Source organism: Winogradskyella forsetii (genome assembly GCF_013394595.1).
In the GTDB taxonomy this organism is placed as follows: Bacteria; Bacteroidota; Bacteroidia; order Flavobacteriales; family Flavobacteriaceae; genus Winogradskyella; species Winogradskyella forsetii.
Map to the genome: position 1 here is coordinate 3,561,757 of NZ_CP053348.1, position 17,467 is coordinate 3,579,223.

Genomic DNA, 17,467 nt, shown 5'->3' on the forward strand with positions numbered 1-17,467 from the left:
CCTTTTTATTCTAAATCTCCTATAACAATTCCTCTAGGATCTCCAGTCGCTGTAAACCACGCTTCAGCATTTGAACCATCCAAATCAGCACGCATCATTACATCTGTATCACGATCTCCCCAATAAATTTTATTTTCGTTTGCATCGTACCCTATTCCATAAATGACTCTACCGATATTTACGGCAACAGTTGCAATACCTGTACCATCCAAATTAGCAGATTTCAATCGTATGTCTCCAGAAGCAACAAATTCATCATAGAATATTTTATCATCAATGACTTTGATACTTCCGCCTTCGATTACTGGAATAAGTTCTGTTTCCCCTGTACCATCTATATTCTTTACCCAAATTCCACCACTATAATTAATCCAGTAAACTTTACGATTTACCATATCTACAGAAATCCCATCAGGATCATTGGTTTGCCCTGTTACAAAATCTTCTATTTGTGTAGTATCTGAATCATCGATGTTTGCACGTTGAACGCCATTCCCTGTTGTCCAATACAATTGGTTATCCTGTTCATCTATCGCAATTCCAAACGGTTGATCTACACCAACTCTAAAATCTTCAAAATCACTACCATCTAAGTTGGACCTGTAAATTTTATCTGCACCAATATCACTGATATACAACTTACTATTCTGTTTGTCTATAGCCATTGCGTAAGACGATTGTGGCGCAATAGTACTTAAAGCTGTAAAAACAGGCGCTTCATTATTTATAAGGCCTTGGTAGACTTGAGCACCATCTGTATAATAAATTGGTACACCTGTCGCACTTGGATCTTTAATCACAATGGTCTTCGTAGTTTCGTTTATTTCTAAAGATTCAGATGTTGTAACCACTAAATTTACACTATAAGCACCAGGTGCTGTGTAAAAGTGAGTTGGGTTCTCTTGCGAAGCGGACTGTCCATCACCAAAATTCCAATAATACGTTACTGAACCTACAGTTGTTGGCACAATGGAATTATTTGTAAAGGTTACCGTTGCTGGTGCAAATTCTTCGTTATCGATAACAAAACTAAAATCTGGCACAGTACTCGCTGGCGGCACAGGAAAATCATCGTCTGAACACGACTGAACCATACCAAACGTAAGCAGTAGAGCCGTTATATAAATTAAATTCTTCATCATATCAATTCTATTTTATTAAAGCTATTCCTCTAGGACTTGAAATTCCTGTTCTTAAAATTTGTCTATCTGACCCATCTAAATTAGCGCTATACAATTCACCAGAATCACGACCAGACCAATACAATGTACTTGTTTCATGGTCTATTTGCATACCATATATTCTAGTTCCTTCAGCATCTATAGTCTGAATGTTTGAACCGTCGAGATTGGCCACTTTAAGTAAGCCTTGATTTTGATCGTCGAAATAAATTTTATCATTAACAGTATCGACTAAAAGGGCGTAACCATAATTCCCAGTCACAATGACATTAGGGTTTGTACCGTCTAAGTTTACTTCATAGATTTCTTCAACATTAACATCGTAAACGTACATTTTGCTGTTTTCGATATCCAACGAAATTGCTCTCCAAGACACACCAGATAATGAGAAGAAACCTATTTCTGGATTAGAACCATCTAAATTTGCTTTTGAAACGTTCCCATCATCATCTACCCAGTAGATTTTGTTTCCTGCAACATCCAACGCAATCGCATAAGGATCACCAATATTTGAGGCGATGGCTTCGATTCCAGTACCATCTAAATTCATTCTCCAAATATTCCCGAAAGGATAGGTGTTAAAATCACTGAAATATAATTTCTCGTTGACCTCATCATAAGCCATACCAACACCACCTTTTCCAACAGCATTATAGACATCACTCACAGTTCCAGAACCATCTAAAATGAGTTTTCTAACATACTCATCCCCTATTTCCATGTAATATAATTCTGCTGGATCTTCTGGTGCTTCACCTATAGTTATATCCTTAGTAACGGTTTGAGAACCAAAAGCACTACTCGCCGTTAAACTAACTGTAAACGTGCCAGCTGTAGGAAACGCAAATAGTGGATTTTCTTCTGTAGAAGTTGAATTAGCAACATCACCAAAGGACCAAGAATAGCTATCTCCACTCACTGATGTATTGTTGAACTGAACAGGAATGGTAGCAATAAGATCGTCTTCGTTTTCTACTGTAAATGAAGCTGAAGGCGTCACTGTAATTTGCATATTAGAAATTGTAGAACCACCAGCTCCTGTTGAAACTAAGCTTACCAGAAATAGGTTACTTGTTTCATACGATTTCCTTGGCGAGACTTGATTTGACGTTGTACCATCACCAAAACTCCAAGCATAAGCTGTGGCATTTTGTGAGTTGTTAGTAAATTGTATTTCCTCTCCTACGGCAACTTCCATAGCACTTGCTGTAAACTCAGCCTGTGATTGTGGCGGTAAGGGATCATCTTCTTCACAAGTAAAAAAGGTGAATGACAAAATGGCTATAAAAATGTAGCTTAGAAAATTAGTTTTCATAAAATTTATTTTAATCATGATCGTTAGTTTTTAGTATCCTGGATTTTGGACCATTCCTGGACTATTATTGGTTTGTATTTCGTCTAAAGGAATTGGAAAGCGTGTTTGATTACTATTAGTTACATTAGGTAAAACGGCAATAGCCCTATCTGTTCTTACCAAATCAAACCAACGCTGCCCCTCAAAAGCAAATTCAATTTGCCTTTCTTTCTCTATTATTCTGAGTAATTGATCAACAGAAGATTCTGATGTTGGTTGTAAATTTGCACGTGTTCTAATTTCGTTGATATCCGCTCTAACGGCTGCTAAATCTGGAGATGGAAGGTTTGCTTCCGCTTCTGCTCTTACCAAATACATGTCCGCTAGTCGCAACACGATAAAATTATCCGCTCCTAGACTTAAATCGTCATACTTAATAGCATAAGCTTTGTCGCCTTCAAAAGCAATACTTGCTTCAAATCTCTCATCATCAGCTTCATAAGCATCCAACAAACTCTGTGCAGGTGCTACTTCTCCTCTTCCATTTAGCGATGTTGGAAAGTTATACTCTGAAATGCGATTTCTTTCTAATTGTGTAAAAGCAATCTCAAAAATAGATTCAGCAGATGCATCGTCTGCAAAAATATCATCATAATTCTGAAGAAGGGTATAACCACCTTCTGCAATAACTTCTGAGGCTAAGGTTTTAGCTTGCGTATATTCCTTTTTATATAAATATACTTTTGCCAATAATGCCTTAGCGGCATATTTACCTGCTCTTACTTTAGTACTGGACGGCAGAAGATTATCTGCAGCAAAAATAAGATCATTAATTATTTGACTATAGACTTCTTCCTCAGTATTTCTCGATACATCCAATCCATCAACACCAACTGTCGGCGCAACTTTAATTGGCACGCCTCCAAAATAGTTCAACAGATTAAAATGGTTCAAAGCCCTTATAAAGTAAAGTTCTGCTAAGGCTTCGTTCTTTTCCTCTTCTGTCATATCTGCAATCGTTGGTACTTTAGCAATTACATTATTTGCGACGTTAATACCGTCATAAGCAATACTCCAAATACCATCTACAGAGCTATTTTCAGGTAAAATACTATTGTTATCTACTTCTGCGTAGGTTGCTGCAGTTGCAGCTAAGGGATGCGACAGATTATCAGCTGCTAAATCTGAGAATATACCGAAAGTTCTTCCGTAATAACTCAAACTTTGAAAAGAAGCATATGCTCCCAAAATCCCCTTATCAATATCTTCTTTCGTCTTAAAAGCTTCTTCGGCAGAAATAGAATTCTGAGGTTCCGCATCTAAAACATCACAGGATACAGCCGTAACTAAAATTAAGGTTATATAAATTATCTTTTTCATTTTTTAAAATTTTAAATTAACACCTAAAGTGAATACTTGGGCTTGTGGATAGGTAAAGAAATCTGTTCCTATTACAGAATTATCATCACCTCTATAATTGACCTCTGGATCTAAACCAGAATAGTTGGTAAACGTGAACAAGTTCTGTGCACTGACATACACTCTAAAACTTGAAAACATCGTTTTGTCCATAATATTTTTATCCAAGGTATAACCAATGGTTACGTTTTTTACTCTTAGGTATGAACCGTCTTCTATAAAGCGAGAAGAGACCCGTTTATTTTGGGTAGAAGCTATTGGATCTGTCGTCGCTCTAGGGATATCTGTAATATCACCCGGTTGCTGCCAACGTCTCGTCACATCTGCGACTTGGTTGTCGCCACCTTGCAACGATTCTAAGAACAATCTAGAACCGTTAAATACATCGTTACCTTGCGAACCTTGTAAAAATATGGTCGCATCAATACCCTTATAAGTGAAATTATTGGTGAGACCATATATAAAATCCGGATGTGGATTACCAACAATTGTTCTATCTGCAGATGTAATTTGTCCATCAAAGTTAGTATCTGCATAAACGATATCGCCTGTTGAAGGATCTACTCCCAAGGATTCGTAACTATAGAAAATTCCGATGGGCTGCCCTTCCATAATTCTGTTACCGCCACGACCAATGTCATCAATTGGCTGATCGTTATAAAGTTCCAAAACCTTATTTCTATTTCCTGAAATGTTGAATTGGGTACTCCATTTGAATTTATCTCCAATAAAATTTCTTGTTTCTATAGACAATTCAACTCCTTTATTCTCCACACTACCGACGTTTTCAGTTATAGAAGAAAAACCAGCAGAAGAAGGCAACGGTCTGCTTAACAACAAATCCTTAGTTTGTTTGTTGTAATAATCTGCGGTTAGTGTTAGTCTATCGTCAAATAAGCCCAAATTAATTCCAATATTAAATTGCGCTGTACTTTCCCATTTTAAATCTGGATTAGGGATATTGCTAGGAAAAATTGCTGGCTGACCATTATAAGATGTGTTTCCGTATAATTCTGAGAATAAAAATGGACTAATGTCATCGTTTCCTGTAAGACCATAGCTCACTCTTACTTTTAGATCTGAAATTGTTTTTTGTTCTTTTAAGAAATCTTCTTGAATCACTCTCCAAGCTATAGAAGCAGCTGGGAAAAAACCAGTTTGGTTATTCGTTCCAAATTTTGTTGACGTATCAAATCGTCCAGTAAAAGAGGCTATATATTTATCGTCATAGTTATAATTCAGTCTGCCCAAATAAGATCTAATGCCTTCATCTGTAGCATTGGCTGTAGCAGAAACGATAGTTGCCGCTGAACTTATATATTCTAAATCGTCATCTGCAAAATCCTGTCCTCTAATAAAGGAGGATCTGTATTGATATTTTTCAAATGAGTAACCAACTAAAGCCTCTACTTTATGTTTGTTAAACTTCTTCTTATATTTTAAAAGGTTATTAGACACAATATTTGACACATTAGAATAGGATTCAAATCCCAAACCATTGTATCGTGCACCTTGAACCGTTCTTGTAGATTCGTAAGCATGTTCTCTAAAGTTTAAAAAATCAATTCCCCATTTTGTTGTGAATGTTAAACCCTCTATAATATCCCAGTCTAAATACACATTAGAATTGGTTCTGTATGAAAAATTCTGATTAATGGCTTCGTTAGCAATCGATACCGCATTTGAATATGGTCCGTCCTGGTTATAAGAACCATCTTCATTATACACCGGAAAAATGGCTGGTGTAGAAATACCATTAGGTAGAGGGCCATGCAAGGTTTGATCACTTTCAACACGGTTGGTTTTCGCATGAGTTAAACCTATACTGGTTCCCATTTTAACTTTTTCGGACAATTGGTGATCTACGTTTACACGCGCATTAATTCTTTGATAATCTGTTCCTATTAAAATACCTTCTTGATCTAAAAAAGTTCCGCTTGCAAAAAATTGTGTTTTGTCCGACCCGCCTCTTGCAGAAACTTCGTAACTGTTAATAGACGCGTTTCTAAAAATAACGTCTTGCCAATCCGTATCAATGGTATTGCTTTCCATATCTTCTGGAGTAAACACCGTGGAATTAGTAAGATCGTTTCTGTATTCCATCCATTCTCTGGCATTGAGCATATCTAATTTATTCCAAGCACGTTGAACTCCTGTATAGACATTCACACTGACCACGGATTTCTGTTCCTTACCTCGTTTTGTGGTAATCAATACAATTCCGTTAGAACCTCTTGCTCCATAAATAGCAGTTGCGGAAGCATCTTTTAATATGCTTATAGATTCAATATCACTCGGGTTTAGATCAGTAAGTGCACTAGCACCTTGGCCAGAATAGCCAATACGTCCAAAATCTCCGGTTGTTACTGGAATACCATCAATAATATAAAGCGGTTGGTTAGAGCCACTAATAGAACTCAGACCACGAATTCTTACTGACATCTCTCCACCAGGCGTTCCTGAATTTTGTTGCACCTGAACACCTGCTGCTTGGCCTTGAAGAAGACCATCTACGCTAGGAACAGGAATATCCTTAATCTGACTGGATTTAACAGAAGAAACTGCATCACTCAATAACGCTTTTTGTTCTGTACCGTAACCAATAATTACAATTTCACCTAAGGTGGCAGTATCCGTTAACAATTTAACTTCGACAGTGGTTTTGTTGGTAATATCAATTTCCTGTGTTGCAAAACCAATATAGGAAATCACTATGATCTTAGTGCTTTCAGGAACTGTTAAGCTAAAATTACCATCAAAATCCGTTGCAACACCTATGTTTTTACCTTTAGCCTGTACTGTGGCTCCCATTAGCGGAGCTCCAGTATCGTCGAGAACTTTACCACTAATGGTTTTTTCTTGTTGATTGATTTTTATATTGGATCCTTGCGCGTTACTATCAAGATTTTCCTTAATCACCACTTGTCTATCATTTAATTTATAAGATAGGTTTGTGCCTTTAAGGGCAGAATCTAAAATGGTAGTAACTGATGCATTCTTTAAGTTCAGCGTTACATTATATTTTAGAACATTGTCTTTGTAAAAAAATATAAACTCACTTTTGCTCTGTATGTCCTTAAACAATACTTCTAGAGTAACGTTGTTTACGTTAACATCTATTTTTGTCTGCGCATTTGTGTTGTTCGCAAAAGCAGAACTCAGACCAATGGTTATTAATAGTAGAAAGATTCTCATAATATTTACCAAATAGTATCTCAAAGATTTTACGCTACCTAAAGCATAAAGGTTCTTATTTTTATTCATAATTTTGTTTTAGTGGTTAATATTGCTGTTTTATACAGTGTTATTGATTTGTAAGCTAGAAGATGTTGGCGCATCTTCTAGTCTTTTTTTGGATTGGTGTTAATTTCAAATGATTGTTGGTTTTAGTTAATGATTAGTTTTTTATTGCTCGTTAATTTATAATCGAACTGTGCCGATTCTGCCTCCTTTATAATTTGCATGACGTGTTCCAAATCTTGACTGACATCTAAATAACCTGAAAACGATTGATTGGCTAAGTCGTTATCATTGATGGTGATTTCCACATCATAATAGCGTGACAATTTCTTCATTATGGTTTTTAAAGGGTCATTTCTAAAAATGAAAACACCATCTCTCCAAGAAAAATAGGTTTCAACCTCAACGGTTGTCGTTTTTATTTGTTTCGCTTTTTTATGATATGTCGCTAATGTATTTGGTGCGATTTTTAATTCACTTTGGGAAGACATAAAATTATCAGTGGTATAGTGAAGCTTTATACTTCCACTTTTTAGCACTGTGAGTACAGCGTCATCATCTTTATAATTGCTTACGTTGAAAACCGTACCAAGAACCTCAATATCCTGATCTTTTGACTTTACAATAAAAGGTTGATTCCTATTATGCTTAACTTCAAAGATCGCCTCACCATCAAGATAGACTTCTCGATTTCCTTCTAAAAACGTGGCGGGAAATATCAATTTAGTACCAGAGTTTAACCAAACCTTGCTTCCATCAGCCAACACAATTTCTGAACGTTTTCCATACGGAACAATCAACGTGTTAAAAACAACATCCTTAGACGTTCCAACATTTTGATTTACCAATTTCGAATTTCCGATTGATACATTTTGACCATTGTCAGAATACGTTATTGCCGAATTTTCCTCAGTAATTTCAATATTCTTGGCATCGCCTAAAATGAGTTTCACTTCTTCAGTTTTTATCACATCTTTTGAAGCATTTACAAAAGTTTCAATTGGTGATACGTCTTGTTTCGAATAGTCAAAAAGGAGTCCAACCGAAAACAACAGAATTATGGAGGCTGCCGCAAATCCAATAGCGTATTTTCTTCGTCGTTTCTTCTGAGCGTAAGCAAACACAGAGTTTTCTATCTTACGCTTTAAGCGCGATTTTTCTTCAGTTGAAATCTGATTAAAATTGATATCATTGGGTTGATTGTCTTTCATTTGTATCTAAAACTTATTTGAAACAGAAGCTTATGAGGTTATCAAACTGAAGCTCCCTTATCTTAATAAGTAAAACATAGATAAGATATAGACAAAAAATAAAAGAAATTTTAAGAAAATAAATAGAGTAAAAAATAAAAAACAACGACCATACGCTTTCTCAGAGCTTTTATTGCCCTATAAACTAAGGTTCTTGAGGTTTGAATTGAGACATTCATCACTTGGGCAATGTCTTCATACTCTCTTTCTTCGGTAAATCTTAAATACAACCCTTGCCGTTGCTTATGACTCAAAGAATTTATAGCTTTTGACAATCTAAATGCTCTTTCATTACCTACTTCAGTCGCTATTATTTCATCTTCAATTGAATTTGAATGTGCACTAGCATGAACATTATCATTTAATATAAACGTCTGGATTTTGGATTCTCCTTTTGCTTCTTTAAAAATTTGATTTTTTAAGGATCGGAATAAATAATATTTTACCTGATCTGTATTGGCTAAGTTTTTTCTATACTATATAAATTTAAAAACACATCATGAATATGATCCATAACTTTCGTTTTATCAGCGCAATACTGCATACCGTAACTAAATAAATCATCAATATACAAATCGTACAAGTCACCTAAAGCACTTATGCTGCCACCTTTAAGTTGTGCCCACAAAATAGGACCGGTATCTTTGATTGATTTCAAGGTGATTTAAATGGCTTTAAATTAGAAAATACTAATATCATCAAAATTATGAAGTCTTTGCTATAAAACAAAAATTTTAAATAAATTACAAATTGCTATGAATCGTTAGCCACTATAAGTTTTGTACATCATAGCTATATGGAGAATTCATTTTAAAAAAATGTCATTTAATTATTGACGAAAAATAAAATAAATTCAAAAAAAGATCCAAATTTATCAATACGAACGTATATAGCGCAAATGTGTATGGAATAAATAAGGGAATTATGTTAAAATTTCATTGAAATTACTATTTTCGTACATTAACAAAAATTAACACTAAAACTATTATTAAAATGAAAAAAGTTGTATTAAGTTTAGCTCTAGTTGCTTTTTTAGGATTATCATTAAATTCTTGTAGAGAAACTTCTAATGAAGCCGAAGAAACTGTAGAGGCGGCAGAAAAGGAAACCGAAGGAGCTCTCGAAAAAATGGGGAAATCAGTTGACAATGCCGTTGAGGAAACTAAAGAAGCAGGTGAGGCTGTTGAAGATGCTGTTGACGATATAGATAATGACGACAACTAAATCTTAATACATTAAATTAATTAACACTAAAACTATTAAAATGAAAAGAGTTGTATTAAGTTTAGCACTTGTTGCTGTAATGGGATTGTCATTTACATCCTGTAGAGAGACCGCAGATAAAACAGAAGATGCTATGGAAAATGCTGGTGACGCCACTGAGGATGCTTTGGAAGAAGCTGGTGATGCTGTTGAAGATGCCGCTGAAAATTTAGAAGAGGCTGTTGATGATGCTATCGAAGCATCAGAAGATGCTGTTGATGATGCAAAAACCACCACAGGCGATGCTGTTGATAATGCTGTAGATGGCGTTGAAAACGCTGCCAACGATGTAAAAGATGCAGCAAACAATGCTGTAGAGAAAGCTAAAGACGCTGGAAATAACGCTAAAGATGCAGCTGGCAAAGCTGTTGACGATGTAAAGAAAGCAGGAAATGATGCCGCTAACAAGGTTAAAGGTTTGTAATAACTTAGATTATAGAATGTAGAAAAAGTCTGATGAAAATCAGGCTTTTTTTGTGCTTTTTATTTTGGTATTCTTATATTGGTAACCACAATATATATCTAGATCCTCAATGAAAAACATCCTTTTACTCACATGTCTATTATTTAGCTACGTTTCACTTTCACAAGAAAAAATTCCTTTCATAGACTATGATATTGTTGTTGAGGAAGTTAGAGGGCATACTGAAACAGAAGATTACGATTCCGTCTTGAAATCCCTGAATAGGATCAGTAAAAATGATTCCACTTATTGCAGTGTATTAACTTCTAAATCCTACTATCTCATTCAGCAAAAAAAGTATAAAGCTGCAATTGAAACAACAGATGAAGGCTTAGCTTTAAATTGTGATAGTAGCTCTAATTTGTTTTTTATGATGAACAAAGGTGTAGCTTTAGAACAATTAGAAAAATATCAGGACGCTCTAACTTTATATGAGACTGCACTTGAGCAGTTTCCTGTAAATCATAAATTATGGTATAACAAAGCTACTATCTATGAAAAACTAAATAACATACCAAAAGCTATTGAGGCTTACCAAAAAGCCATTACAATTAGCCCTCTATACAGAAATGCCCATTTAAATTTAGGCAGTATTTGTTATAAACAAAATTTAACCACTCAAGCCTTGATGTGCTACGACATGGCTTTAATGGTAGAACCCGATTCTGATCGTGCTTTTGGGCTTCTCAAGTACCTAAACGAGATTATTGCAAGCAAAAATGAGCATACGCCTGATGACGCTATTGAGGTCTCTGAAGATGACGAAGCCTTTGAGGATATTGATCTCATTCTCGACAATAGAATTGCACTCAACAATAGATACGAAATTGCGAATGACATTGACATTGCATTAGTCAAGCAAAACCATGCTATGCTAGAACAATTGGAAGATTTTGAAGGCAATGGTGGGTTTTGGGATCAACGTTATGTACCGCTTTATAAATGGATTAAAGCAAATGGACAATTCGATAATTTTGTGTACACCTTAGCCTATTCGATACAAAATGAAAAATTTAAAAAGTTTATTGAAAAAAATGATGATGATGTCACCACTTTTTTAGGAAATTTATTTTCTAAAATTTATGAAATCATGTCTCCACAAAATAAACTAGTTGATGGTAAGCAAGAAGCGATAAATTATTATTATTCCGAAAGTATTCTGCAAGGCGAAGGTAAAATGGTTGGTGAAGTTTCTGTTGGTGATTGGCTTTTTTTTAACGGAAATGGCAAAAAGAATGGAAAAGGTAATTATAACGACAAGGGAGAAAGACACGGAAAATGGACTTGGTATCATGACAATGGGAAATTAAAGGAAACTGCCATTTATGTCAATGGAAAATTGGATGGTGAAAACAAATCATGGTATGACAATGGTCAACTCTATTATTCTGCAAATTTCAAGGATGGAGAATTTAATGGCGAATACCTGTACTATCTTCCGACGGGAGCCTTAAAACAAAAAAAATATTTTAAGAATGGGGAATTGGAAGGTAAATACCTAGCGTATTTTAATGTTGGTGAAGCCATACCAGAATTTGATATAGATTACGTAGATGGTAAGGCTCAAAACAACGCCTTGGAATTTTATGCTAACGGCAATGTGTACTCAAATATAGAGTTTGAAAACGGTGAACGTAACGGTTTAGAAACCCAATATTTTGCGAATAAACAAAAATCCCTAGAAGCTACATATGTGAACGGTAGTCTTGATGGCCCATACGTTAAATATCATTCTAATGGAAAAATTAGTCAACAAGGGCAATGTTCAGAGGGTTCATACAACGGACTGTGGAAAATTTATTATCGAGATGGCTCACTAGAATCCGAAATTGAATATGACGAAGGCAAACTTACAGGCATTTCAAAAACCTACGATACAGATGGCAAATTGTATTATGAGTTTGATTACAGACGCGGTGAAGTTATTGGTTATAGATATTACGATAAAGCTGGAAAACTAATTACCGAAAACCGTAAAAAAAACGGCGAATTTTATTTTAAGGGATTTTATGCCAACGGTACTTTGATGTCTGAAGGAAATTATGATATCAAAGGCGGAAAGATGGGAAAGTGGCAGTTTTTTGGTAAAAACGGCACCTTAGCTGAAGAAGGCAACTACGAAGATGGTTTGGCAATTGGAGCACATAAAACCTATTATGTAAATGGCGCCGTTGAAAGTATTTCTCAATTTGATAAGGGTGAATTAACGGGTTATTATGAAGCATTCCACAAAAATGGCAAACTACAGACCCAAGGTTGGTACAAAGATGGTTATCAACATGGGGAATGGAGGTATTATAATAATGAAGGAAAATTAATGGATATTAGCTTTTACCACAAAGACCAATATCATGGCGAACAACAGCAATATGGCGTTAATGGTCATTTGACAAAAGAAATGCATTATTCGTTTGGAGATCTAACTAAAGAAGTCTTTTACAATCATAAAGACGAAGTGCTCCAAGTAATAGACTATACAGATACAGCAAATAATAATGAACTGACATTATATCATTTAAATGGTGACAAAGAAACTGAAATCACTTATGTCAATGGCATTAAACATGGCGCGTACAAAAGCTATTACTTTGATGGTAGCCTATATTTAAAAGGTAGCTACTTAAACAACAGCATGGATGGTGAATGGACATGGTATTATCCAAATGGTAATGTAAAGTACAAGGAAACCTATGTAAATGGAAGCGAAAATGGTAAGTCTTATCGCTACTTTGAAAATGGCCAATTGGACGATGACAAAACCTACGAATACGGTGTTAAAATTGGAGAATGGATTTCCTATCATGAAGATGGCACTATTTATAAAAAAACCAACTACGCTTACGGTAATGAACATGGACGTATGGAGTTTTACAGTCCTGAAGGGAAACTGCAAGTGGTAAGGTTTTACAATTATGGGACGCTTATTGGGTATTCCTACATAGATTCATCTGGAAAAGAAAAAGAGATGATTCCCATAAATAATGAAACAGCTAAAATCGAAGCTTATTTTGATAATGGGAAACCTTCAAGAATTATGGAATATAAGAACGGACAATTGGTTGGATCTTATTTTTCCTATTATTATTCCGGTGCGTTAGAAAATGAATTATATTATGTGGATGATGATTATCATGGCTCAGATATTGAATATTACGAAGACGGCACTATAGAACGAAAAATAAATTATAACCATGGCGTTATTGATGGGCTTTTAACTTCAAATTACGCAAATGGAAAACTCAAAGAAACTGCAAATTACAAAAGTGGTAAGCTTCACGGTGAACGCAAGTACTATAATGAGGCAGGTAAACTAACTAAAACAGACTATTATTTCAATGATTCAATATATAAATCAGAGACCAATTAAATCACAGCGATTAGTTTTTACTATACTATTTTTAAGCTCATTATTCATTTTGCAAGCTCAAACTTCGGAAGAGGTTGATGCCTTCAAAATTAAGTATCCAGAATCATCCTTTATCAGATTAAATGATGAGGTCGATATATCTGTTAGACTTAAGAATAATGAACTAGAGATAAAACAAAAATTTCTAGAAGAGGACTTGTATTTAGACGATGCTGCCACCTACGGTTCCAAAAGGTCGTTGGATTTTTCATCTTTTTTTGAATTAGAATCTGTCGAGGCTACATCTTACCAATATTACGATGGAAAATATAAAGCTTTTAAAGTTGAAGATTTTATAGAAAAGGACGAAATGGGTGAATCATTCCATGACGATACCAAATCGCTTAATTTTATCTACCCTAATTTAGCTGAAGGCGGTAAAACAAAATTAGAGTATACCGAAATCGTAAAAAACCCACGGTTCTTAAGTCCAATTTACTTTGGCAATTTCTACCCTATTCAAGCGAAAAAAGTCACATTAGTTGCTGACAAGGACATCAATTTTAGATTTCAAGAATTTAATACAGATGGTTACGATATTTCTTTCACTAAAGAAGAAAAACGACATTCGAATATTTACATTTGGGAAATTAAAAATGTGGATGAAATTAAGTACGAAAGTAGCGTACCAACCTACAAAAAAGTACTGCCACATGTCGTTCCAATAATCACGTCTTATACCAATAACAACCAAGAAGTAAAACTTCTAGATGACGTGGCTGACCTTTACAATTGGTACTATTCCATGATTAAGGATATCAATCAGCAACCAACGGATCCTGCATTGGTAACAATAGTGAACGAGATTACAAAGGCGAGTGAAACCGACCTAGAAAAAGTAAGAGCCATCTACTATTGGGTACAGCAAAACATTAAATACATCGCTTTCGAATATGCCTTAGGCGGTTTTATTCCACGCGAAGCTAATGATGTCTTCAACAAAAAATACGGAGACTGTAAAGATAATTCTAGCATATTATATGAAATGTTAAAAACCGCTGGACTAAAAGGAAATTTGACTTGGATAGGTACGAGAAAAATTCCATATACCTATAAAGAACTACCAACACCAATGGTTGATAATCATATGATTTTATCTTACTCAGAAAACGATACCACCTATTTTTTAGATGCCACCGGACGCTATTTGGCTTTAGAAATGCCATCCTCTTTTATCCAAGGGAAAGAAGCCCTAATTGGCGACGGCGAAGGTAAATTTAGAATTGAAACTGTTCCCGTAATGTCCCCAAAAACTAATTCTTATTTCGAAACTGCCACCTTAAGCATCAAAAATGACCAACTTATTGGAAAAGGCGAGACCACTTTATCTGGTTATTATAAACTTGATTTTTACAATCAATTGGAATCTAAAAATTCAGAAAAGGAGTTAAAAAACTATTACACAGTAAAGTTAAGAAAAGGGAGCAACAAATTTCTGATTGATAATTTTAAGGAAATCAATAAATATAGCTATGACGATGATTTTAAAATTGACTATGAATTTAATATTGATGATTATTCAAAACAGTTTGGAGATGAGATTTACGTTAATCTAAATCTTAATAGAGATATTACATCATATAAGTCTGAAGATGAAAGAGAAAATGACGTTGAAGTAAAATATAAATGTGAGTATACCTTTGTAAACACTTTAGAAATTCCAGATAATTATCGTGTAGATTACCTGCCAGAAAACTACGAACTAAGCAACGATTATTTTAAGTGCAGTATTTCCTATGAACAAAAAAATAATAGTGTTACCTACTCGCATCAGTTAAGCATGGATTATTTAACACTGACACCTGAAGATCAGAAAATAGTCAATGCTGCCATTAAAAAAGTCGAAAAACAGTATAAAGAAACCGTGGTGTTTAAAAAATTGTAATATATCAAAAATGCAATAGTCATAACTGAATTTTGATACTCAAGGAAAGAATTATATAGATATTGCTTTTGAGCATTGAAAAATTAATAAAAATACAATCATGAAATTATTCAAATTAAGCCTGCTAACCTATTTATTAATTCTTACATCAGCATATAGCCAAGCGTTCTATGAAAGTTATGATTGGGATAAAACTCCTAATTTCGATGCAAAAGACTATACCAATGAAAATTTAGTTGCCGCCAAGGAAAAAATAGCAACTGAATTTTACTTCACGCCAAATGATGAATTTGTTGAGTTTTATTTAGAGCACAAGGCTTATTATCTAAACTCGGATCAAGCTATAGAAGATTATAACAAAATTTATTTACCGTACGATTCAGATTCAGAACTAATAGTAAATAAAGCAAGAGTTATTACGCCCGCAGGCAAAGTGATAGATTTGGATGATTCTAAAATACTCACGGCAACTGACGATGAGACTCAAAAAATCTATAAATATTTTGCGTTTGAGGGTATTGAAAAAGGGAGTTTTATAGAGTTTATGTATGTGGTAAAACGCAGTCCGTCTTACAGTGGAAAACGGATTAGCTTTCAAGATGATTTTAAAAAAAAGGATATTGAATTCGACCTTTTTGCACCGTCAAATTTAATATTCAAATTCAAAAGTTATAACGACTTAAAAGACGTCGAAAAAGATACGGTTGTAAAAACTAAAAACCACTGGTCTTTCAAATTACCTGAAGTAAAAAAATTAGAAGAAGAAACACAAGCTCTCTATTCCGCAGAAAGACAATTTCTTATTTATGCCCTGGACGAAAACACTGCAAATAACAGTAAGGACATTACCTCCTATGCTTCTGTAGCCCAGAACGTCTATAATTTTTACAATGCAGAACTATCAAAGAAAACTATTAAGGCACTTGATCAACTTATTAAGGCGCTAAAATTAGACGATTCTGATGATTTAAACTCAAAAGTCAGAACCATAGAAAATTATATAAAGACCAATATTTTTGCCGCTGAATATAGTAATGATAAATTAAATGATCTAGACACTATTGTTGATGAAAAAGTGGCCAGTGAACAAGGTATAATAAAGCTTTATGTTGCCTTATTTAATCAACTTGGCATCAAACACGATATTGTATTTACCTGTAGTAGAGAATTTATGCATTTTGACAAAGACTTTGAAGCCAATATCTTTTTACAGGATGTTATGATCTATTTTCCGAAAACCAAATCGTATTTAGCACCTAATGAGAATGACTCACGCTATGGTTTTCCTCCAGGTTACCTTACAGACACCAATGGTCTATTTATTAAGCAGGTAACTGTTGGTGATTTTGTCTCTGCAGTTGGAAAAATAAAATCAATTAAACCTGTAAAAGCTGAACATTCCAAAGACAACATGACTATTGATGTGACCTTTGACAATGATGATATTTCAACTACAAATATAAAATTGAGCCGAGCAATGTCTGGTTATTATGGTATGTTCATTCATCCTTATATCAACTTAGTCAAACCTGAAAACAGGAAAGAACTTGTTGAAGGTTTTGCTAAAAACCTTAACGAAAGCGTTACTATTAACAACACAAAAATTGATAATGACAATTCAGAATTATTTGGAACAGAACCTATAATATTTAATGTTGATTTTACATCTGATGCCTTTGTTGAAAAAGCAGGTAATAAATATCTTTTTAAAGTTGGCGAACTTATAGGTCGTCAAATGGAATTGTATCAAGAAAACGAAAGAGTCCTCACTTTAGAAAATGAATTTAGGCGCGTTTATGAAAGAACAATAAACGTTACAATCCCTGAAGGTTACACAATTGTAAACTTTGATGATATAAATATTGATAACGAATATATTGATAACGGAAAAACCCTTTTAAGCTTTAAATCTTTTTACGAATTAAATGGCAATGTTTTAACAATCACAGCAGACGAATATTACAAAATCAATCGTATACCTGTCGCAATTTATGAAGATTATAGACGAGTCATTAACAGTGCTGCCGACTTTAATAAGGTCACTTTAGTACTGGTTAAAGAGTAAA

Annotated in this window: 11 protein-coding genes and 1 pseudogene; 5 read left to right on the forward strand and 7 right to left on the reverse strand. The window is 34.4% G+C overall.

The window, feature by feature from the left end:
* Nucleotides 1-5: 5 nt before the first annotated feature.
* The 7 genes and pseudogenes from HM987_RS15405 to HM987_RS15435 form a co-directional block, all read right to left on the reverse strand.
* Nucleotides 6-1,142 (reverse strand): PKD domain-containing protein, encoded by a 1,137-nt coding sequence (locus tag HM987_RS15405; protein WP_229724467.1) that lies wholly within the window; start codon nt 1,140-1,142, stop codon nt 6-8.
* Nucleotides 1,143-1,149: 7 nt separating this feature from the next.
* The gene (locus tag HM987_RS15410) at nt 1,150-2,496 is read right to left on the reverse strand and encodes a PKD domain-containing protein (RefSeq protein ID WP_179008929.1); all 1,347 of its coding nucleotides are present in this window, start codon (nt 2,494-2,496) and stop codon (nt 1,150-1,152) included.
* Between the two features lie 30 nt (nt 2,497-2,526).
* The gene (locus HM987_RS15415; protein WP_179008930.1) at nt 2,527-3,855 is read right to left on the reverse strand and encodes a RagB/SusD family nutrient uptake outer membrane protein; all 1,329 of its coding nucleotides are present in this window, start codon (nt 3,853-3,855) and stop codon (nt 2,527-2,529) included.
* 3 nt (nt 3,856-3,858) lie between these two features.
* The gene (locus HM987_RS15420; protein ID WP_229724468.1) at nt 3,859-7,158 is read right to left on the reverse strand and encodes a TonB-dependent receptor; all 3,300 of its coding nucleotides are present in this window, start codon (nt 7,156-7,158) and stop codon (nt 3,859-3,861) included.
* 122 nt (nt 7,159-7,280) lie between these two features.
* Complete coding sequence (locus HM987_RS15425; protein ID WP_179008931.1) at nt 7,281-8,345, reverse strand: FecR family protein; 1,065 nt, start codon at nt 8,343-8,345, stop codon at nt 7,281-7,283.
* A 110-nt stretch (nt 8,346-8,455) separates the two neighbouring features.
* Nucleotides 8,456-8,824 (reverse strand): annotated as a pseudogene (locus tag HM987_RS15430) (RNA polymerase sigma factor); the annotation flags it as partial.
* A 20-nt stretch (nt 8,825-8,844) separates the two neighbouring features.
* A complete protein-coding gene (locus tag HM987_RS15435; protein ID WP_179008932.1) occupies nt 8,845-9,042 on the reverse strand; it encodes a sigma-70 family RNA polymerase sigma factor in 198 nt (65 codons plus the stop codon).
* Between the two features lie 335 nt (nt 9,043-9,377).
* Here HM987_RS15435 and HM987_RS15440 point away from each other — a divergent pair, with 335 nt between their 5' ends.
* From HM987_RS15440 to HM987_RS15460, 5 genes are all read left to right on the forward strand, one after another.
* Entirely contained in the window at nt 9,378-9,608 is a 231-nt protein-coding gene (locus HM987_RS15440; protein ID WP_179008933.1) for a hypothetical protein, read from the forward strand.
* A gap of 40 nt (nt 9,609-9,648) precedes the next feature.
* Nucleotides 9,649-10,071, forward strand: a complete 423-nt coding sequence (locus HM987_RS15445) for a hypothetical protein (RefSeq protein WP_179008934.1) — start codon at nt 9,649-9,651, stop codon at nt 10,069-10,071.
* Between the two features lie 109 nt (nt 10,072-10,180).
* Nucleotides 10,181-13,477: a tetratricopeptide repeat protein gene (locus HM987_RS15450; protein ID WP_179008935.1), complete on the forward strand. Its 3,297-nt coding sequence runs from the start codon at nt 10,181-10,183 to the stop codon at nt 13,475-13,477.
* Nucleotides 13,446-15,401 carry a transglutaminase-like domain-containing protein gene (locus tag HM987_RS15455; RefSeq protein WP_179008936.1) on the forward strand — a complete coding sequence of 652 codons (1,956 nt, stop codon included), beginning with the start codon at nt 13,446-13,448 and terminating at the stop codon, nt 15,399-15,401. Before HM987_RS15450 ends, HM987_RS15455 begins: the two co-directional genes overlap by 32 nt.
* A 100-nt stretch (nt 15,402-15,501) precedes the next feature.
* The gene (locus HM987_RS15460; RefSeq protein ID WP_179008937.1) at nt 15,502-17,466 is read left to right on the forward strand and encodes a DUF3857 domain-containing protein; all 1,965 of its coding nucleotides are present in this window, start codon (nt 15,502-15,504) and stop codon (nt 17,464-17,466) included.
* The last annotated feature ends 1 nt before the right edge of the window (nt 17,467 follow it).

What these genes read in the sequence shown, in the direction of transcription:
- HM987_RS15405 (WP_229724467.1), bottom strand. Translation starts at nt 1,142, where the DNA reads ATGATGAAGAATTTAATTTATATAACGGCTCTACTGCTTACGTTTGGT.
- HM987_RS15410 (WP_179008929.1), bottom strand. Translation starts at nt 2,496, where the DNA reads ATGAAAACTAATTTTCTAAGCTACATTTTTATAGCCATTTTGTCATTC.
- HM987_RS15415 (WP_179008930.1), bottom strand. Translation starts at nt 3,855, where the DNA reads ATGAAAAAGATAATTTATATAACCTTAATTTTAGTTACGGCTGTATCC.
- HM987_RS15420 (WP_229724468.1), bottom strand. Translation starts at nt 7,158, where the DNA reads ATGAATAAAAATAAGAACCTTTATGCTTTAGGTAGCGTAAAATCTTTG.
- HM987_RS15425 (WP_179008931.1), bottom strand. Translation starts at nt 8,345, where the DNA reads ATGAAAGACAATCAACCCAATGATATCAATTTTAATCAGATTTCAACT.
- HM987_RS15440 (WP_179008933.1), top strand. Translation starts at nt 9,378, where the DNA reads ATGAAAAAAGTTGTATTAAGTTTAGCTCTAGTTGCTTTTTTAGGATTA.
- HM987_RS15445 (WP_179008934.1), top strand. Translation starts at nt 9,649, where the DNA reads ATGAAAAGAGTTGTATTAAGTTTAGCACTTGTTGCTGTAATGGGATTG.
- HM987_RS15450 (WP_179008935.1), top strand. Translation starts at nt 10,181, where the DNA reads ATGAAAAACATCCTTTTACTCACATGTCTATTATTTAGCTACGTTTCA.
- HM987_RS15455 (WP_179008936.1), top strand. Translation starts at nt 13,446, where the DNA reads ATGATTCAATATATAAATCAGAGACCAATTAAATCACAGCGATTAGTT.
- HM987_RS15460 (WP_179008937.1), top strand. Translation starts at nt 15,502, where the DNA reads ATGAAATTATTCAAATTAAGCCTGCTAACCTATTTATTAATTCTTACA.